This is a genomic window from Bombilactobacillus bombi, assembly GCF_013607485.1.
In the GTDB taxonomy this organism is placed as follows: domain Bacteria; phylum Bacillota; class Bacilli; order Lactobacillales; family Lactobacillaceae; genus Bombilactobacillus; species Bombilactobacillus bombi_A.
Map to the genome: position 1 here is coordinate 68,355 of NZ_SCHP01000002.1, position 20,829 is coordinate 89,183.

Sequence of the window (20,829 nt, forward strand, 5' to 3'; positions counted from 1 at the left end):
TATCGAAATATCAGACAAACTACTGAAAAATGGTGGATCCAGCAGACAATAAAATTTTTAACAATTAATTACTATTTACTCTCTAATTAGATAATACAATTTAAAATTAGTATAAGCAAAAAAAGTTGTGGCCTAAATAATGCCTCAACTTCATGGTTTGAATATTTTTAATTAGCGGCTGGGGAAAAATTATAAACACACTCCTAATTAAACTCAATCAATAAAGAATTGTCACTAGATGAAACTTAATATTATTGTTTAAAACCCTTAACTGCTAACATTACGGCACTACAATGTGTGCTTGGCTCTTACCTTGGCCGCGGGCAGTAACTTGAATTTGATATGGTATACGCTCTTGAAGCATTGAGACGTGACTGATAATGCCAATCATACGGCTGGAACTTTCAATATTTTGTAAGGCCGTTAAAGCGGTCGCTAATGAATCTTGATCTAACGATCCAAAGCCTTCATCAATAAAGAGGGTATCAATCTTAATTCCGCCGGATTCATTTTGAATGACTTCTCCTAAAGCTAAAGCCAAACTCAGAGCCGCGATAAAACTTTCACCACCAGATAAGGTATGAACACTGCGCGTTTGGCCGACATTATCATCGTAGACATCAATTTCTAAGCCGGTATTCTTTTGGAAAGTACCCATTTCTTTGTGCAAAATCAAAAAATAACGTCCCGAACTTAACTGCTGCAAATGTTCATTTGCTACTTGCAAAATCTCAACTAGTTGCGAACGTAAAACGTAGCGCTCTAGTCCTAGTTTGTTATCGCCCCGACCATTAACAGTATCAACCAACAACTCTAGTTCATTAATATCTGCCTGCTGGTTAGCGAGATGCTGCCAATTAGTTAAGATAGTTTGTAAATGATCATCATTTAAATTCATTTGATCGCGCCAGTCATGATAACGCTCCCGGGCTGCTTGTAAATCTTGTTGTAAGGTGGCAACTTTTTGGGTTTGTTCTTGAATATCTCCAGGGGAACGATTACCAATAATCTTTTGCAACTCGCTAATTTGGGCTTGAACTTGAGTGAGTTGCTGCTGATAGGTCTGGACTTGCGCTTCTAGCGGGTCTAAATGTGGCAGTTGCTCAAGTAATTCAACAAATGGCTGCCAAGATTGGGTTTGTAGTTTTGCCAAAATTACCGCGGTTAATTGGGCTTGACTTTGTTGATATTCTTGTTGTTTTTGCTTTAAATCCGCTTGTATTTGGGCTTGCTGCGTTTGTGCCTTAGTAAGCTGGTGTTGATTTTGCTGCAATTGTTGCTCATTAGTGTTTACTTGTGTTTGATATGTTGTAATTTGCTTTTCTAGTTGCTGTAAATGCACATCTAAAGCCTGCAAATCGGCATATCCAGCTGGCAAATTATGTTGGGCATCTTGGAGCTGAGTTTGCAGTTGTTGCTGGTGTTGTTGCGCAGTTTGAAGCTGCTGTTGCGCATCTTGGAGCTGAATTTTGAGACTTTGCAATTGCTGTTGAATCTTTTCAACTTGATGATTTTTAGCCTCTAAATCTTTTTGTTGCTGTTGTAACTGCTTTTGTTCCTGATTTTGCTGGTCTAATAACTCCTGCACTGTATCCGCTACGGCCATTAAATCAGTTTGATCCGTTGCAATTAACTTTTCTGCCTGTAAAGTTTGCAATAATTGCGCTAAATCGACCTGATACTGATTATTGCTGTGGCTTAATTGTTGTTGCCGTTCTTTAATGATTGAATCCAGCTGGGATTGGGCGGCCGCTTTTTGGCGACTCAATTTTTCTGCTTGTTGTAACTGCTTTTTCGTAACGACTGGTATATCCGCCACTTCAGCCGGTTGTGGATGATCAAGACTTCCACAAACTGGACAAGCGCTGCCCGGTGTTAGTTGTGCTACTAAATTAGCGATTTGATTTTCTAACCAATGATTGTGCAACTGCTGGTAATCAGCTTGGGCTTGCTCGGCTGCTTGTTGAGCTTGCTGTAATTGCTGTTGAGTCTGGTCAATATTGGTTTTCAAATCTTGGTTGGCTGCTGCTGTTTGTTGTAATTGTTTTACTTGCTGATTAAATTGCTGCAATTTATTGTGCAGCTGTTGGCTGTCATTAAGTTGGGCTAATACAGTTGGCAATTGTTTAACCGCTTGAGTTAATTCTTGCTCTTGGGTCTGCAAGTCTGATTGTTTTTCCTGCAGTTTGGCAAACGCTGCTTGTGCTTGGTTTGCTTTGTGAAGAGCAGTAGTAGTTTGTTGTTTGAGGTCTTCTACTTGGGCAAACGCCAGGCGTTGACTGGTTAAGACAGCCTTCTCATCTAAGCGTTGAGTTTGTTGATCACTGGCTTGCGCTAGTGTTTGTTTTTGCGCTGCTAGTTCTGCTTGTTGATGTTGCAGATCGGTGAGCTTTGTTGCTAGCTGGGGCAATTGCTCTTTTGTGTGTGCAATTTGCTTTTCCAATTTTTGCAGTTGTTGGTAATCGCCTTGATAATGTTGTGCCCACTTTAATTGACTGATAAGGGTCTGCTGACTATTAATATGGGATGATTGTGCTTGCAGCTTTGCCAATTTTTGTTGTTTAGTTGCAAGATCTTCCTGGCGTTGCTGGAGTTTTTGGGCTTCAGACAGTTGACTTTGTGCCTGTTGAGTTTGTTGTTCTAAAAGCTGTTGGCTGGCATCAAGCTGTTGGAGAGTCTGGTGAGCTTGTTCTTGTTGGCATTGTAAGAGTTCGATTTTTTGATGATTAGTCAATTGCTCTAAATCTGCAGGCTGCTCTTGCCAAGTTACCTTAGCAAATTCGCGCGTAACTGCATCTGTATAGCCTTGATATGCTTGTTTTTGCTGTTTTAATTGTTCATTTAAAACATTACTCCAACGTGCAAATAGATTAGTCTTAAAAATCTGACGCAAGACGCCTTCTTTATCCTTACTATCGGCCATTAAAAAACGCCGAAAATCACCTTGCGGCAGTAAGACAATCTGAACAAACTGCTGCCGGCTTAACTGTAAGACATCCCTAATTTTTAAGTTAATATCTTTAAGTTTGGTAATTTCATCTATTTTTTGGTCATCACGAAAAATCGCCAATTTTCCCGTACTTTCATAAACCTTTAACCCGTTGCCACGTTTTTTGGTTAAAGTTTGTTTTGGTTGACGGCTGACACGATACGTTAAACCTTGATGGGTAAACTCAAAATCAATTTGCGTCGGAGCGCTTGGCGCTGCAAAGTCCGAACGTAAACTCTCTGGCTTGCGGTCTTCGCTAATTCCTTCTCCGTATAAGGCAAAAGTCATTGCGTCAAAGATAGTCGTCTTGCCACAACCAGTCCGACCAGAAATCAAAAATACATTTGCTCCCTGTAACTGCGTAAAATCGAGAGTTTGATGTTCATAAGGCCCAAAATTTTGCATGGTTAACTTCAAAGGTTGCATTATTGCTCCTCCTTATTGGCAATTTTTAAAGCAGCAGCAGCCCACTGGCGTTGTTGGTCAGTTAGTTCTTCTTGTGCTACTTGTTCATAAAAGTCAGCCAGCAATTCTAGAGGATCTTTATGCCGTAATTGCTGCCCATTTTCACCCTGATAAGCAAACTGTGCTTCAAAACCCTCTGCGCGGGTTAAAGAAATTAAATTCGGATAAAGTTGGCGCAGCTGGGTTAAAACATTGGGAATTGGTTTTTTGTCGGTCAAAGTAACCCCAATATAATCATCTTGTTTTTGAGCTTGATAAAATTGTGGGTTAGTTAATTCGGCAAAACTAGCCGTGATTTGCTGCACATCTCTTAGGGGTGTAAGAGGATGAAAAGTACGCGTTAAGGTTTCAGTATCAATAATATAGACACCTTTATTTTGTTTAGCCTCAGATAAAGAAAATTTCACTGGTGAGCCGGAATAACAAGCATTTTGCGCCTGTAATGCGTCTTTGCCGTGCAAATGGCCTAAAGCTACATAATCAAAATCAGCTAATAAATCCAAGGGTACCGCCGCTAAACCGCCTACCGTTAACTGGGTTTCAGAGTCTGTTTGCAAACTGCCACTAACAAAGAAGTGGGCAACCAAAATATGACGTTTTCCAGGAGTAAAGAGGGTTTTCATCTGAGTGATGACAGCGGCCACTGCTTGGTCTAAATGCTGCAGCGATTCATCATGAAAATATTGTTGGGCTGCAAATGGTTCAAAATACGGCAACAAAAAAATCTGTGTATCGGCTACTTCGATTGGTGTAAAGGCCTGCTGCAAGTCAGTATATAAATAAAAATTAGTTTGTGGAAACCACGGCGTCCCCGTCGCCAAACGGACACTGCTATCATGATTGCCTGAGATTGCATAGATGGGCAATTTATCAGTTAAATTCAATTGCTGCAACATCTGGTTCAGTTGCCTAACAGCTGCTTCGGCAGGCGCACTGCGATCATATAAATCCCCAGCTATGATAAGCCCGTCTACTTGTTCTTGCTGTGCAATACTTTCAATTTGTTCAAAGGCCTGCTGTTGTTCCGCTGTTAGGTCAAAGCCATGCAGCCGCCGGCCGATATGCCAATCGGCGGTGTGTAATAGTCGCATAATTATCCTCACTTTTCTCACTTAGTAAAAAAGCCAAACTGTCCTCCGCCAGTTTGGCTTAACACCAGTTATTTAATCAATTTCTTAATTATGTTGTATTAATGGTTGTATCTTATCAAAATAGTATTTAACCACTTCATGGCGTACTTGCTTTTTCCACTGTAAGAGATGAGTTAAGTCATTTGTGGGATAAGCCGCTTTAAACTTTTGAAAAGCTCCCTTGCTCACTAACTTATTCATACCCTTTTGTTGGCTAATATCAGCATCAGGATCATAATGAGTCATAACAAAACGCAAATCATCATAATCAACTTGATAACGCTGCGCAAATTCTTGCATAATCTGCTGACTTTCTTGGTCAATTAAGGATTCCAATACTTGATCCATTTGTTGATCAGTATAATCTTGCGGATTTTGTTGAACTTTGCGCCACAAAGACCTAATAATATCGGCTAATGGCTGATTAGTCTGTGCTAAATCGTCAATATAAGTGTCAATTTTTTCTTGACTAGTTGTATCCATAGGAAACAATTCTTGTTCATTGTGTTCGGGAATATAAGCCTGAATCAGCGCCATAATATAACGCTCATCGACTTCCTTCGTATGAAAAGACTCCAATTCATATTCGTCATCAATGACAATATCACTGTCATCTGGATCATCAGAATTATTTTGATGTAACTGTTCCACCACATTTTCATATGTGCCGCGTAAAGCTGCCAAAACATCAGGATCAATATCATCAATTTGAACTCGTTCTTCAGGTTCTAGCTGATCTTGATGATCAAGTTCATCATAAGTTTGAATAGCTGTTAAACTCTTATCATATTCTTGAAAGTCCTTAACAAACTGCTTTTGTTCAGTGACTGGAGCCTTTAAAAGTTGGGTCAAATCATCTTTTTGGCGTAAATATTTATCTAAGTGTTGACGGACTTTTTTAAATCTGCGCCGCGATGTCGCCCAATCTGGAGCCATAATCGTCGCAGTACCACCATTAGAATATAAGCGCAAAGCATCATCAATAGCCGTGCTATAAGTTTCCGGATATTGGAAGGTTACAATCTGTCCCCAAGTCTTACCCGCATCAAAAATACGATTAGTCCGTGAAAAAGCCTGAATTAAATTCTGTGGGTTGAGTGGTGGCCGATCCAAATATAAGGCAGCCAGATTAGGCGAGTCAAAACCCGTTAACAGCCGATCAACCACAATCACCAAATCTAATTGCGCACCTGGCTGTTGGTAAAGCCGTTTCTTACGTGCCAAGCGGTCATTAACATTACGATTATATGCATCTAATTCACTCATAGTAAAATTAGTGCCAAACATCTGATTATAATCCTTAAGCGATTGCTTCATCTGTTCTTGATTAGCTTCTGATTCGGTATCATTTTGCGAAATAGAATAGGTAATTGCAATCCGTGGAAAATCAGGTGCTACTTTTAAAATCCGCTGAGATACACCGCCCGCAGCAATGACTTGACGGAATAAGGTGTAATACTTTTGCGCTTGCTTAATTGAAGAGGTAGTAAAAATTCCCGAATATCGGTGCCCGTTTATGAGTCCTTGCTTGCGGTAAGCTAAAGCCAACACCTGTTCTACTACTGAACGCATGTGGGGATCTTGCAGATAAATACTGTCCATCTTCTCTGTATTGGCCTCGTCACTTTCAGACTGATATGCGCTGCCTTGATTATCAATTTTAAAGCCTAACACCGCCTGATCTCGAATAGCATCTTCAATCGTATACTTATGCAGGACAGGACCATACAACTGTTCAGTTGTGCGAGCTTCTTGGCCGTTTTCTTTACGAGCATTTTCTGAAAATATTGGTGTACCAGTAAAGCCATACCATAAAGGCGGATGCACAAAGAACTTATCTAACTCACGCTTTTGCGCTGGTGTCACCGCCCGATGACATTCATCTACAATAAAAGCCAAATGTAATTGCCTTAAAGAAGCATATTTTTGAGAGCTGGCCGAATCATCGTCAATCCGTTTAAATATTGCCTGCAACTTTTGGCGCGTAGTCACGACGACATTACGATCCCCGTCACCTAATTGTTCAGCTAAGTCGTAACTATTATTCGTCTCATTGACATTAATAGTATCGTTATTCGCGTAAGCTTGAAAGGCTGCTGTGGTCTGCATGTCTAAGTCCTTGCGGTCAATTAAGAAGATTGTCTTTTGCAAGGATGGAATTTGTAAGAGATTACGAGCCACCTTATATGAGGTTAAAGTTTTACCTGAACCGGTCGTATGCCAGACAAAACCTGATTGACCTTGACGCGAGGCTTCAAAAATTGCCTGAATGGCATGAATCTGGTAGGGACGTAAGAGAATAATCTTCTTGGCTTCACTATCTAAAACTGTATAATCAGCAATCATTTTATGCGCCGCGGGAATATTCAATACGGCCTGTGCAAAATCAAGATAATTATCAACTAAGCTATTATCTTGATTGACCCATGAGGTCAAAAATTGCGCATTGAGGTGTGGACCCGCGGAGATATAGCGGGTGCTCGTGCCGTTAGTAACTACTAACATCTGGACAAAACAGTACAGGTCGGTAAATTTACCCTCATCGATATACTTTTGCAGCTGATGGAAGGCTTTCATATAGGGTTGTTGCGGCGTCTTTAACTCAATTTGGATCAACGGCAAACCATTAATGAGAAGTGTCACATCGAAACGCCGGTCTTGGTCAATTGCTAGAGTTCTGGGTACTTGGACTTGATGTGCAATTTCATAAACCGAAGAACCACCAGTGATATTAGTATTATCAAGAATTAATAAGTCTGCGTCGGGCAAATTAGAATCATCCCTTTGAAGATGAAAACGCACCTGCCGATTAGCTCCCATTAAAAACTGCGCGGCCCGATAAAAGCTCGGCTGTACTAATTGAGTGCGAATCGTGGCTTGTTCATTAGCAGTTAAAGGAGCATCAGCTAATTGATCTTGATTATTAGCTGTTAAAATTTTGAAAAAATTATCCCATAACTGCGGCACCGTTTTAAGGTCTTCACGCCGCACCCATTGATTAACCCCTTGGGTCAAGCGGTCAATCAGTTTCTCTTCCATCGCTGCTTCTTCCATATCTTGCTCCTTTTAAGGTTTAGACAAACATGTTTTGTAAGAGGGACTTTTTGAGTAATTTAAGCTGCTCTAATTGGGAATCATTGGTAGAAATTAGATTATCAATATCTTTCAAGAATGTACCTATTTTTTGTTGTTCAGTTATAGAGCAAATATATATATTCTTATTTTCCATATCGGCTTTTGTTACATGTGCCATAGTTGATCCATTAGTAGTACTTAAAAGTTTTGTTTTATCAGCTTTTAATATTTGTAAAGCAAAATCTATTTTTAAGAATTTGGATAATTCTATTTTCCATATATGATAATGAAAAATAACTTTTTCCCCATTCCAAACATGGGGTCCAAAAGATGCTGACCACGCATATAATAGATCTCCTTTATTTGCATAATTTTTTTTAGGTAATTCCAAATTAGAATAGTACCAATTTTCATTAGTATAAAAATTACCAACTCTTAAAACAGGATATTTGCCATTAAATAATAATTCATTCTGTTTATAAGCTCGTCCATTAACAAAATCGGCTATATCTCCTAATCTTTTCTTTTCCCATTCACCTTCAAAACCAGCAAAGCGAATTTCCGGAACTTCTTGGCCGTTATTCACAAACATCTTTTGCAAAAGCGCCTTTTTGAGCAATTTAATTTTGGCAAGCTTTTGCTGTTGCAGGTCAATGAGTTGATCGATTTTAGAAAATAAAGCGCCTATTTTTTGTTGTTCAACATCTTCAGGAAAAAATAAATAAATTCTCTTCATATCTGTATTAGATATTTCTAAAAAAGTAGATCCTGATGCTAATCTCAGCGCCTGTTTTTTTATGCTAAATCCATATGAATATACAAAATATGAATTATAGCCCTTATTTAGTTCAATAGATTGAAAACCCTGGTTGGTAGCTGCTGGCGTTGTTATTATACCCATGTTACCTATACCAGCACGACTAGTAAATAAAATGGTAGATAATGGAGGATGAAGCTTCGCAGCACTTTTTTTTAAGCCTAATTCTGTGATTTTTTTTTCGCTATTATTTAAATAAGACTTATTTTTTAATTCTGTAGGAGAATACCAATTAATATTTCCATCATCCCAATATTCCTTAATTGATGTATCAGGTGTTCCACCACCCACAATTTTTGATACTTCTCCTAATTTTTTCTCTTCCCATGCACCTTCAAAGCCCTGAAAACGTAACTTGGGTACTAACTTTTTTTCAGTCATCTTTTTTAGTCCTATCTATATTTAATTTAATCATTTTAAGACCTTCTTTAACGCGTCAAGAGTTTTCTGAGCTTCCGGGGTCGTCGCCACTAGATCGGCCATCATGTCATTGATTTGGGCGGTGAGTTGGGCTTCTTGTTTTTTGATATCTTGCATTTCACTCAACAATTTATCCACATCAACGGGTGGTTCTGCTTCAAAGGTATCAACATAACGCGGAATATTTAAATTAAAGTCATTTTTTTGAATTTCCTCAAAGGTCGCTAAGTGCGCATACTTATCCACATCTTGCCGCTTTTCATAGGTATCGAGAATTTTTAAAACATCTTCTTCGCGCAAAACATTTTGAGTTTTAACCTTTTCAAAATCCTTCGATGCATCGATAAAGAAGACATTCCGGTCTTGCTTATCCTTTTTTAAGACTACAATAGTGGTAGGAATTCCTGTACTATAAAAAAGATTTGCTGGTAAGCCAATGACCGCATCAATTGAGCCATTCTCAAGTAATTTTTGGCGAATTTTACCCTCAGAACCGCCACGGAATAAAATTCCATGCGGCAAGACAATTGCCATTGTGCCACTGTGTTTAAGATGATAATATCCATGCAATAAGAAAGCATAATCTGCTTTAGACTTCGGCGGCAAAACGCCATAAGCGGCAAAGCGAGGATCTTCTAAAAACCCTTCATTAGCCGACCACTTTAAAGAATAGGGTGGATTCATTACTACGGCATCAAAATTGGCAACTTCTTCTGCCGGCCAATCTTCATCTAAAGTATCGCCATTGCGCAAGTATTGATTGGCGAGTTCGACATGGTGCAAAATCATGTTCATCCGGGCCAAATTAAAAGTTGAAGTATTAATTTCTTGGCCGAAGTACGTAATGCGGTCGTAATTGGCCACATAGTTACGGAAGTTCAATAATAAGGAACCTGAACCCATTGCCGGGTCATACACAGCCATCCCATTTTGGTAGTTCTTCCCTACTAAAGTCAAACGGGTCAACAATTCTGAAACTTTTTGCGGGGTGTAAAATTCGCCCGCTTTTTTACCAGATTCAGAAGCAAATTGACTAATTAGATATTCATAAGCATCGCCGAGGCTATCGCTTTCTGTTTTTACCAGTTCCAACTTACCAATAGCTGCGAGCACTCCGGCAATTGTGTCGGCTTGTTTTTGTGGGCTATTGCCTAAGCGTTTAGAATGCAAGTCATAATCTTCAAACAAGCCCTCAAAAGCTGAATTCCGACTTTCTAACTTGGTAAACGCATCCCCCAATTGATTCAATTGGAAAGTATGGTCTTGAACTGATTTTAAGATATTGGTATAAGTATCCGCGGGGTCAATCCAATAACCGAGGGTATTTTTTAATTCATCTAATAAGTCTTGATCAGTAGCATTTTCTTCATATATAGCCTGTGCTTGCTCCAAAGTTATATTAGAATCATCTTCCAAAAGCTCCGCCACTTCATACAAGAGGCTATCGGATAGATATTTATAAAAGACTGTTCCTAATAGATAATTCTTATACTGGCTGGCGTCCATTTTGGAACGCAAGACGTCTGCGGCACTAAAAAGTCCATTTTCTAGATTAGTTGTTTCACTCATGTTTATTTTCCTCCATTAATTACTTTGTTTTAAAAGGGTTAAAATTGCTTGGTTATATTTTTGGTTGTACTCACGTTGTAGGCGATTTTGTACAAGCAAAATTCGGTAAAGGTTACCAATTTTTTTTTGCACATTGATCGCAGGTAAATCAAGATCTAAATTTTTAATGCTGGAAGCTGTTACCCGCCGTAAAACTGTTCCTTCCATAGTACTATATAGTTGTCTTTTAACACTTTCGGATTCATTAAGAACATAGCAGAGATACCAAGGATCAACCTCTTGGGGATCTAGCCCTAACCGCATAATATGTTGCGGCATGATTTTCCCATCTGATTGTGGTGAAATTATAGTAGCTTGATTTGTCATAGTATTAATAATTAAACTTCCAGCGCTGGTAATAGCCTTGTTACTGGCGGGTTTTTGTGGCCCCTGATACCCTTGATAGAGATCAAATTCAATATCATCATTGGTATAAGTAGTCAAGTTATTGAATTCTTTTTTATTTTTGAGTTCAATACTATTCAGCCCGGACGTAATATGAGCTATTTGTTTAAGTTTCATTGGAAACTCCTTTCTTAATATTTCAGCCGATATAAGTAATATAATATTTCAATTGAAATATGTCAAGACTTTTTTAAAATATTTCACGTGAAATATTTTTTAAAACACAAATTATTTATATAATCGTTTTTTAATATTGTTATTATAGCATTTTCCCCTATTAACACTATGACGATAGTAAAAAAGCCAAGCACATCGCTTGGCTTTTTCATGGAATGTTAATTTTATTGTTAGGTTCCGACACATCAGCTATACATATTTAGAAGCAGGAATAATTAAATGACTTAAATTTTTATTGTTTAATATTTTGGTTTAATATATGGTACGCGCTTAATCGTGGCTCCCACAGAGCTAGCACTAATCCAATCAGCGTTTGCTAATTGTTTAAAGTTCTCGCTTTGCCCGGTGAGAATCACGCCAGAAAATTTGGCCTTTGCTAAAGTCGGATACTTTTTGGCATACTTAGCGGCATATTGAGCGGGTTTATAGGGTTTGCCATTATCAATAGTATAACTTTCAGTCAGATGATTATCCTGAGCATGCAGCAGACTCTTACGAAAATCGGCATAGTCTTTATTGCTTAGTCGCTTAATACCCCTATCACTAAAGGCTTGAATGCCTAGATAATTATTATTAATGGCCTCAATATTAACGTCCTTATCTACACCAATCCAATACCAATCAGCACTAACACCTTGAGGTAATATTTTTTTAATTTGCTGATAAGTCAGAGGCTTTTTGAAAGTAACTGCCACTTCTGCTACATAATTGGACATCTTGCCGACTTGCTGCAATTCATGAGGCATATCTAGAGGCATATCACCCTTTAAATATTTATAACGATTATTATAAAATAAAGGTATTTTAGTTTGGGTAGCACGATCATAATCTGTTTCTTGTATATGCCTATGTTTTTTATTAAAGTCGACTGCCCCATCTACAACATTAGAAATAGTTACTACATTAGTAAATATAGTATATCGCCCTTCTACACTACTCCAAGGAATCCGATAGCCATCTATTTCTTTATAGCGATGACTGACAATTTTACCATGCTGATTGTTATCATCAGCTAGCTGTTGATCACTAATTTGAATATTAGGCGCCATAATTTCAGAACGCATACTCAATTGCTGCATTAACTGATTGGATTGCCGCATAACTAGTCGACTAGTTAAAAAATTAAATCCTATCATTACAACTGGAACTAATACGACAATTAACAGGATTGTCCCTAGCCATCTTTTAAATTTAACTTTACGAGCCAAGCGATCAAATTTTTCCGTTTCATTCATTAATCTCATCTCCCATAATCTTCTTAAGTTTGTGACGTAAGCGATATAAGCGCATCTTTACAGCAGCCTGTGGTATTTGTAACTGGACGGCTATTTGAGTAATAGACTTTTTATCCAAATACCGCCAACGTAATAATTGGCGATTAGTTATCGATAATTGTTCCAATGCCTGGCCTAACTGAACTTCACGTGGTGAAACTTCAGCAGGCGTTAGCTGTTGATATTCAGGTATGAGATACTTTTCTAGCAATTGCTGCCAATGACGCTGGCGCCGATAGGTATCAATATATTTAGTTTGAACCATACGATACATATAGGGGCGCAACTGCTCTGGCGGTAAAATTAATTCCATTTCCAAAACTTTAACAAAGACATCTTGAATCACATCTTCGGCCACTTGTGGTTTTGCACCTTGGCTAATTAGGTAGTTGCGTAACTCTAATAACATCTCTTTGATTAATTCTTCATAACCATCAAGTTTCATTGCACCCCCCTTTCACTTAAACAACGAATCAAGTTAGTAAAAGTAACGCTCTTCAATAAAAAAATAACTTGTTATAGTCCTGATAGGATATAAACAAGCTATTAGCTAAATAACATATTTCTTTATTTTATCAATACGAGTGGATGATAGCTATTTTTTCTAAGAGTATCTACAAACATTGTTCAAATCTCGTTTGAAATCCAGCTAGTAAATGAACACAATAACGTTCAATATCAAAATAATCAAAAAATATTTAATTTGGTGACACAGATATTTTAATAATTTATTATTGTCTTTAGAATTTGGTTGTATATTTTTCGTTGAGGAAACTCAAAGCTAATTTCTTGAAATGCTAATTAGCTGTTTTACAAATTGTCTCAATAACCCATGTCCACTAAGATTGCGCACAACTGTCTTGCTTAATCAGAAATCATAGTGATCACCATTTTTGAATCATTAATATAATCCAGCGAAATGGTGCTACTATTCCTTGAGCAATGGCTTCAAAATTACTTTTAAAATCTTAGTAGTAAAGATGCATAGTGGCATTATAGTCTATTATCCGCAAAAAATCCGTACTCAATAATTACGTACTGGCCAACAAACAGAAAGAGATAGACTATCAATAGTGATATAGAAAATGTTTTTAGAAACTGGTTTCATAAAAGTAATAATTGCCAGTGGCGATTACTCAGACTGTTAGGATGGAAGCCATTCAGGTAAGTCTGGGCAGTCCAAACTGTTAAAAAACGATAATACCGGCGTTTATTAATCATTTCCAATTCTGTTCGGCAACAGAGAGCAGTACTAAGAGTTTAGTGTTTGGGAAATTGAATTTGACGAACATTAACGATGAGTACGAATTTGAGAAGGCACAATTGATAATAAAGTGGAGGCAATTATTTAATAACAGCTTTTAATTATAAGCTGAAAAAGTAATAAATGTTATTTAAACTAAGATTCGCCTAACATAACTTTTGCTTCTTTAATAATAGATAACTAAATTGTAGCCTAGTAAGGCATTTTATTAAAAAACTATTAATACATCATGCGTACTATAATATAGTATTTTCTTTAAATATAGAAAACAACATATAAAATAATAGTTATTATACATATTCATATCCTAATTATTCTAGATTAAAGGGGTAATAAATGATTCAATTAAGGCAGCTATCACGATTAACGATACAGAAATAATTAAATACTGAAATAAAATTATTTTCCAATTAAATTTTTCTTTCCTTTTATCTTGTCTTAATCTTTTATAGATAAACCAATAGATATGATTGTTAATTTGCGATGACAATCCAATTATTAAAAACATAGCTGAAAATTCAAAAATCCCATGAGGCATAATTCCAATACCAAATTCCAAAACAGCAGTTAAAAAGTTAGTTTTAATACATGAAAGTGTCAAAATTACTCCTAACATGCTGCCCATACCTATAACCACTAACCAATATAATCCTGGTATAGGTATTAGTCCAATTAAAATCAACCAAAAGCCAGCCACTTCATTATTCTTTAATATTTCAACAAATGCATTCCATCCAGGTTTAGTATTGGGCGCTACTGCCATGTTATTAATAATTAAATTAAATAAATGTTTTATCACATTAGGATTATAATAATTGATAGCAAATAACATTATTGCAGAAAAAATAATGACTAGGAATAATATTATCCAACCATATATTAAATACTTAAATAATATATTTTTATTATAAGCTATCATTTATATTCCCTATTTCTGTAACAAAATTGTTTAAAAAATAAAGGTTATTATAGCATAACTCGCAACATTAAACTATAAACATTAACAAAATAATTTAAAACATAAATATGATTAAAAAAGGATTGATATTCTCATATCAATCCTTCACATTTTATAAAACTTTAAACCAATTCCAATAATCGTTCAACATCCTCTGAAGGGGTTGCCCAAGAAGTTACAAAACGCAAGACTGTATGGGTTTCATCATATTTTTCCCAACGGGTAAAGAGTACCTGCTCACTTAACTCTTGAACTTTTTGATTATCCACAATAAAGAATTGCTGATTAGTTGGTGAATCTAGATATAATTGATAACCCTTGTCTAAGAAGCCCTGTTTAAGTTTCAAAGCCAAATCTACTGCATGCTGACTAATATCAAAATAAAGGTTGTCGCTAAATAGCTCCAAGAACTGCAAGCTATTAAGTCGTCCCTTAGCTAATAAAGCTCCGTGTTGTTTAACAAAGGAATAAAAATGTTCAGGTTCGTTATTTTTAGTGAAAACGACTGCTTCCCCGCATAGGGCGCCGATTTTAGTACCCCCAATATAAAAAACATCTGCTAATTGGGCAATATCTTTAATAGTTAAATCAGCTTCAGGACTGACTAAACCATAACCTAGCCGTGCACCGTCAATATAGAGCGTTAAATGATGCTGGTGGCAGACTGTGGCTAAATCGGTCAATTCCTCCTTGGAGTATAAAGTACCATATTCAGTAGGGTAAGAAATATAGACCATACCCGGAAAAACCATCTGCTGGCAATTATCATCATCATAAAAATCTTTGATATAAGTGTCCACTGTTTGCGCAGCTAACTTACCATCTTTCCCAGGTAAAGCCAAGACTTTGTGACCGGTGAATTCAATTGCCCCAGCTTCATGTAAATTGACATGACCAGTATCAGCAGCAATGACGCCTTGATAGCTTTGTAACATGGCGTCAATGACAATTTGATTAGTCTGCGTCCCTCCAGTCAAAAAACAAACCTTAGCCTCGGGACAATCCAGTGTAGCCTTGATTTTGGCCGTGGCCTCCGTAGTAAAGTTATCGGTGCCATACCCAGTTTCTTGTTGCATATTGGTATTTATTAAGCGCTGTAAAACCTTGGGATGGGCGCCTTCTGAATAATCATTCAAAAATGAAATCATAGTCCTGTCGCTCCTAACTTGTTAATATCCTTTAATACTAGTTTGACATAATTTTTATAAAAGGACAATTAAAATAGTTTTGGTAAGGAAAGTACTACCTCTTATAAATAATAATAACTAACATTGCCCAGCGTAATATCACCTTTTAGATACAACGTTGATTTTAGTGTTTGAAAAGTCACTGAATTGTAATTCTGCTTGAATTTTTACTGCTGCTTTTCATTATTATAGATTTTCACTTATTACTTTGAACAGTAACCCAATCTACAATTTTACTCGTCAAAATGTTTATCTTTCTTAGACTAAAGTAAAATAAAAAGCCTGACTATTGCCAAGCTTTATTTTGTATCATTTTATTCCCATTCAATAGTTGCAGGTGGCTTAGAAGTAATATCATAAACGACGCGATTGACGTGATCCACCTCATTAGTAATTCGTGTAGAAATCTTTGCCAAGACTTCCCATGGAATTTGGGCAAAATCTGCTGTCATTCCATCAATCGAAGTAACTGCACGAATGCCGACTGTATAATCGTAAGTCCGGCCATCACCCATAACACCGACACTGCGCATGCCCGGTAAAACGGTAAAGTATTGCCAAATAGACTTTTCCAATCCAGCATTTTTGATTTCTTCACGTAAGATATAATCACTATCGCGCACAATTTGTAATTTATCCTTACTGATTTCACCTAATACTCGAATTCCTAATCCCGGACCAGGAAATGGCTGCCGCCAAACGAGATCATGCGGCATCTCTAGCTTTTCACCTAATTCACGAACTTCATCTTTGAATAAAGTCCGTAGTGGTTCAATCAATTGGAAGTGCATATCTTTAGGCAAACCGCCGACATTATGATGTGACTTAATAGTTTGGGCAGTATTAGTACCACTTTCGATTACGTCGGTATACAAAGTGCCTTGTGCCAAAAAGTCAATCCCATCTAATTTTTGGGCTTCATCATTAAAGACCTGAATAAATTCATTGCCAATAATTTTCCGCTTTTGTTCTGGATCACTGACACCAGCGAGTTTCTTTAAAAATCGTTCTTGAGCGTTTACCTTGATAATATTTAAGCCAAATTTGCCTTCCAGGTTGTCCATGACTTGTTGGGCTTCACCTTTACGCAATAGACCATGGTCAACGAAGATACTCGTTAATTGATTGCCAATAGCCTTGTGAAGCAAAACACCAACAACAGAAGAATCAACACCACCAGATAGGCCTAACAAGACCTTCCGGGAGCCAACCGTTTCACGGATTTTAGCAATTTGTTGCTCAATAAAGTCGCTCATACTCCAATTAGCTTGCGCGCCACAAATCTTAAAAGCAAAGTTCTTTAAAATATCTAGGCCATATTGAGTATTACGAACTTCAGCATGGAACTGAATACCGTATAACTTTTGAGTTGCATTTTCTACAACCGCATAAGGTGTATTGTCACTAACAGCTACGGTTTCAAAGCCTTGCGGAATTTTAGTTACGCGATCGCCATGACTCATCCACACAAACTGCTGATCAGGTAATCCCGCAAACAATAAGGAGTCAATTTTTTTAATAGTAATATCAGCATGCCCATATTCAGGTGCACCGGCAGCTTGAACGGCACCACCAAGATTATCCATCATTAATTGCATGCCATAGCAAATTCCTAAAATTGGAATCCCTAATTGCCAAATCTCGGGATCAATCTTTAAAGCATCGGCATCATAAACACTATTAGGACCTCCCGAAAGAATGATACCTTTCGGTGCCAGCGCCTTAATTTCTTGAGCTGTCATGGTATGAGGCAATAATTCCGAATAAATACCAAAATCACGAATCCGCCGAGTAATTAGCTGATTATATTGGCTGCCATAGTCCAGCACAATAATACTATCAGCTTGTTTTTGCTTATCCAATCGCCACACTCCTCTGATTTAATTATTAATATTGTACATAAAATTTTGCAAACTGTATAGTTTCTTCCTATAAGACAAATTTTTCTAAAGCTTGTGCTACCCCGTCATGAGTATTATCAGCAGTAATATAGTCAGCCAATTCTTTCATTTTCGGATTGCCATTAGCCATTACCACCGCAGTGCCAGCAGTTTGAAACATGGTTAAATCATTTTGTTCGTCACCAATTGCCATTAATTCATCTAGTTGGAAGCCTAAATGCTCAGCCAAATCATGCAAAGCTCTGCCCTTGGTCGCTAATGAATGAGCAGCTTCAAGCATTATCGGCATGGAACGAACAATCGAATAATCAGCTCCAAATTGAGCTCTAAATAAAGGCTCAATTTGATCCATTTGCGCTGCTGTCCCAGTTAATACTGCTTTAGCGAGAGTGAATTTAATCGGCAAATCGGAAGAATCTAAAACTGTAATCCCCGCCTGCATTTCGGTAGCTTGCATCAAAGTATAAAAATTCACTTCATGATTAGCAGTGTATACATGGCTGTGATTATCTAAAACATTTAAATGAACATTTTCATGGTTACAAAATTGCTGAATTCGTGTAAAATCATCCGGTTGTAACACATGTTCTTGAATAATCTGACCCGTTGCGGTTTGAATCGTGCCACCATTATAAGTAATAAGATATTGTTCATCCGAGTCAATTCCTAGCTCTTGAGCATAGGACTGCAATCCTTGCAAAGGACGGCCAGAACACAATACAATCTTGACACCCTGTTTTAAAGCTGCCGCAATTGCTTGTTTATTTTTAGGAGTAATTTTTTGGTTAGGATCCAATAAAGTTTCATCCATATCAATTGCAACTAATTTAATTGTCAAATTCGGACCATCCTTTAAAAATATTTAATACCAATATCTTATCAGTTTTTATGATTTTTATCAGACAATCTACTCTTTTATTAGAATTTAAACAGCGGCTAATACTTTTTCAATAAGACCTTATCAATGACATGACCATAAGTCTTATGCAAAATCAAATCTGCCCGATTAATAGTGGGGGCAATATATTCAATTAAGTTCTTATAATTAACGTCATGCCATACTTGATGTGCATACTGAAGGACTTCTGACCGCGGTTGTTGAGTAAATTGATAGTAATAATTACTTGGGTCAGGATGGTCAAGCTCTGCCTGTAAGAAGCCTTCAAAGCGGTGAATATACCATTGCTCAATTAAGCGAGGATTAGCATCAACGTAAATTGAAAAATCAAAATAATCACTAACATAAATATTTTGTTTATCCGGCAATTGTAAAACATTGATACCCTCAATAATTAAGATATCAGGATTATTCACAATGTTAATTTGGTGAGGCACAATGTCGTAAATTTCATGGGAATAACTTGGATATTGGACAGGGCCTTGATTATCCTTCACTTGTTCCAAAAATAATAACAAGCGTTCATTATCATAGCTCCAAGGAAAGCCCTTATCTCCTAAAATCCCGCGCTTTTTTAATTCGGCATTAGAATACAAAAAACCATCCGTTGTAATTTGTTCAATATTATATTGTGGATAAGCGCGCTGCAGCATTACCTTCAATAGGCGGGCTGTGGTACTTTTGCCCACAGCTACGCTGCCGCTAATACCAATAATAAACGGAATTTTATGAGGCTTGACTCCTAAAAAATCAGCTTTAGCCCGTGATAAATGCTGGTAATTATGTAAATAAAGATGTAATAAATGCCGCATCGGCGCATATATTTCGCGAACATCATCTAAAGACACATGATCATCAACAGATTTAATCTTTTCCAAGTCGTTATCATTAATTTCATTAAAATATTCCCCATGAAATTGCGACCACTCTTGACGTGAATATTCATTATAATTTATAAAATCTTGCATAATTATTCCTCACAAATGATATGATAAAATAGTTGAAAAGGAGTTACAGATGAAAAAAATAATTCTCTTTGGTGATGCCATTTTAGCTGGAGTACGCCATGAACGAGTGACTGATTGTTTTACTAAGCAAATACAAGCGGCTTTTGCCGACACAAAAGTCATTAATTGCTCAATTCCCGGCCACAAAACTAGTGATGCGCTTACACATGTCCAACGGGACGTTGTTGCTCTGCAGCCCAATGTGGTGGTGCTTTTTTTTGGTGCCAACGATATCTTAACCATTCATGAAATGAAACCGGGTTACTTTACTAATAACTTAGAACATATCATTACTGAAATTGGGCCGGAAAAAGTAGTTTTAATCTCACCGCCATACGTAGATTATCATAAGCATCCCGAACGCAGCTGGCCGCGACAATTGCAATTTAGTTTAGCTGCTGAACAAATGGCTAAAAGCTATAATTTGCCCTTTATCAATCTCTTAGAAGCTATGCAGGCTAGCAAACATCCCGAACAATATCTTCAAGCTGATGGTTTACATTTTAGCGATCAAGGTTATGAATTGTTGGCAAACTTATTAATTCCTGCAATTCAACAAGTCCTATGATATTAGCTTTTTCTTCTCAAAACAAGTAAATAATTGCAATATTTATCTAATTAAGACTGCTTTTTTCCTGACAAATAAGCAGTCTTTTTTTGCATCCAGTAATCATAATCTGCAGTTGTTAGTGGACGCAAGATCCGCGCGGGATTACCTACTACTAAGCTGTCCGCTGGTAAATCCTTAGTCACCACACTGCCTGCACCAATCACTGCGCGCGCCCCCACACTGACTCCGGGCAAAATTACCACACTGCCCCCAATCCAAACATCATCACCAATCTTAATCGGTAAACCATATTCTAAACCCGTACGCCGAACTTCAGCATCAAGGGGATGGCCCGCTGTATAAAAACTCACATTTGGCCCTACAAGAACATTATTGCCAATAACTATTTGGTTGACATCTAAGAAAGTACAGTTCTGATTGGCATAAAAGTTATCACCTAAACTAATATGACGGCCATAATCTACATATAAAGGCGGATTAATATAAATATCCTGACCTGCTTTTCCCACTAACTGCCGCTCCAAAGTGATGATTTTCTCTCGTTGCTCAATAGGTAATTGATTAATTTGTTGAGCGATTTTCTTACCATTAATAGAATTATGTTCAGGACGAATGAAATCGGCGCAGTACAGTTGACCCGCTAACATTTGATGGTAATCGTAATCTTTTGACAAAACTAACTT

15 protein-coding genes are annotated in these 20,829 nt (G+C 37.3%); 1 reads left to right on the forward strand and 14 read right to left on the reverse strand.

All coding sequences use genetic code 11. From position 1 onward, the window contains the following. Positions 1-280 precede the first annotated feature (280 nt). From EQ827_RS01190 to coaA, 13 genes are all read right to left on the reverse strand, one after another. Positions 281-3,415 (reverse strand): AAA family ATPase, encoded by a 3,135-nt coding sequence (locus EQ827_RS01190; protein WP_181189148.1) that lies wholly within the window; start codon positions 3,413-3,415, stop codon positions 281-283. After that, the gene (locus EQ827_RS01195; RefSeq protein WP_181189149.1) at positions 3,415-4,545 is read right to left on the reverse strand and encodes an exonuclease SbcCD subunit D; all 1,131 of its coding nucleotides are present in this window, start codon (positions 4,543-4,545) and stop codon (positions 3,415-3,417) included. The genes EQ827_RS01190 and EQ827_RS01195 overlap by 1 nt, the downstream gene beginning before the upstream one ends. 84 nt (positions 4,546-4,629) lie before the next feature. After that, positions 4,630-7,638, reverse strand: a complete 3,009-nt coding sequence (locus EQ827_RS01200) for a type I restriction endonuclease subunit R, EcoR124 family (RefSeq protein WP_181189150.1) — start codon at positions 7,636-7,638, stop codon at positions 4,630-4,632. A gap of 19 nt (positions 7,639-7,657) precedes the next feature. Then, on the reverse strand, positions 7,658-8,857 hold the full coding sequence (locus EQ827_RS01205; RefSeq protein WP_181189151.1) for a restriction endonuclease subunit S: 1,200 nt from the start codon (positions 8,855-8,857) through the stop codon (positions 7,658-7,660). Positions 8,858-8,887: 30 nt separating this feature from the next. After that, positions 8,888-10,465, reverse strand: a complete 1,578-nt coding sequence (locus tag EQ827_RS01210; protein ID WP_181189152.1) for a type I restriction-modification system subunit M — start codon at positions 10,463-10,465, stop codon at positions 8,888-8,890. Positions 10,466-10,480: 15 nt separating this feature from the next. Then, the gene (locus EQ827_RS01215; RefSeq protein WP_181189153.1) at positions 10,481-11,026 is read right to left on the reverse strand and encodes a hypothetical protein; all 546 of its coding nucleotides are present in this window, start codon (positions 11,024-11,026) and stop codon (positions 10,481-10,483) included. Between the two features lie 299 nt (positions 11,027-11,325). After that, a complete protein-coding gene (locus EQ827_RS01220) occupies positions 11,326-12,321 on the reverse strand; it encodes an anti-sigma factor C-terminal domain-containing protein (protein WP_258231766.1) in 996 nt (331 codons plus the stop codon). Beyond that, on the reverse strand, positions 12,314-12,805 hold the full coding sequence (locus tag EQ827_RS01225; protein ID WP_181189155.1) for an RNA polymerase sigma factor: 492 nt from the start codon (positions 12,803-12,805) through the stop codon (positions 12,314-12,316). Before EQ827_RS01225 ends, EQ827_RS01220 begins: the two co-directional genes overlap by 8 nt. A 1,135-nt stretch (positions 12,806-13,940) precedes the next feature. Then, entirely contained in the window at positions 13,941-14,543 is a 603-nt protein-coding gene (locus tag EQ827_RS01230) for a stage II sporulation protein M (RefSeq protein WP_181189156.1), read from the reverse strand. A 161-nt stretch (positions 14,544-14,704) separates the two neighbouring features. Beyond that, positions 14,705-15,730, reverse strand: a complete 1,026-nt coding sequence (locus EQ827_RS01235; protein ID WP_181189157.1) for a threonine aldolase family protein — start codon at positions 15,728-15,730, stop codon at positions 14,705-14,707. Between the two features lie 353 nt (positions 15,731-16,083). After that, positions 16,084-17,631 carry a glutamine-hydrolyzing GMP synthase gene (guaA, locus tag EQ827_RS01240; RefSeq protein ID WP_181189158.1) on the reverse strand — a complete coding sequence of 516 codons (1,548 nt, stop codon included), beginning with the start codon at positions 17,629-17,631 and terminating at the stop codon, positions 16,084-16,086. A gap of 67 nt (positions 17,632-17,698) precedes the next feature. After that, the gene (locus tag EQ827_RS01245; RefSeq protein WP_181189159.1) at positions 17,699-18,508 is read right to left on the reverse strand and encodes a Cof-type HAD-IIB family hydrolase; all 810 of its coding nucleotides are present in this window, start codon (positions 18,506-18,508) and stop codon (positions 17,699-17,701) included. 98 nt (positions 18,509-18,606) lie between these two features. Further along, positions 18,607-19,536 carry a type I pantothenate kinase gene (gene coaA / locus EQ827_RS01250; RefSeq protein WP_181189160.1) on the reverse strand — a complete coding sequence of 310 codons (930 nt, stop codon included), beginning with the start codon at positions 19,534-19,536 and terminating at the stop codon, positions 18,607-18,609. A gap of 49 nt (positions 19,537-19,585) precedes the next feature. Here coaA and EQ827_RS01255 point away from each other — a divergent pair, with 49 nt between their 5' ends. Then, entirely contained in the window at positions 19,586-20,143 is a 558-nt protein-coding gene (locus EQ827_RS01255) for an SGNH/GDSL hydrolase family protein (RefSeq protein ID WP_181189161.1), read from the forward strand. A gap of 50 nt (positions 20,144-20,193) precedes the next feature. Here EQ827_RS01255 and EQ827_RS01260 read toward each other — a convergent pair whose 3' ends face one another. After that, positions 20,194-20,820, reverse strand: a complete 627-nt coding sequence (locus tag EQ827_RS01260; RefSeq protein ID WP_181189162.1) for a sugar O-acetyltransferase — start codon at positions 20,818-20,820, stop codon at positions 20,194-20,196. Positions 20,821-20,829 lie beyond the last annotated feature (9 nt).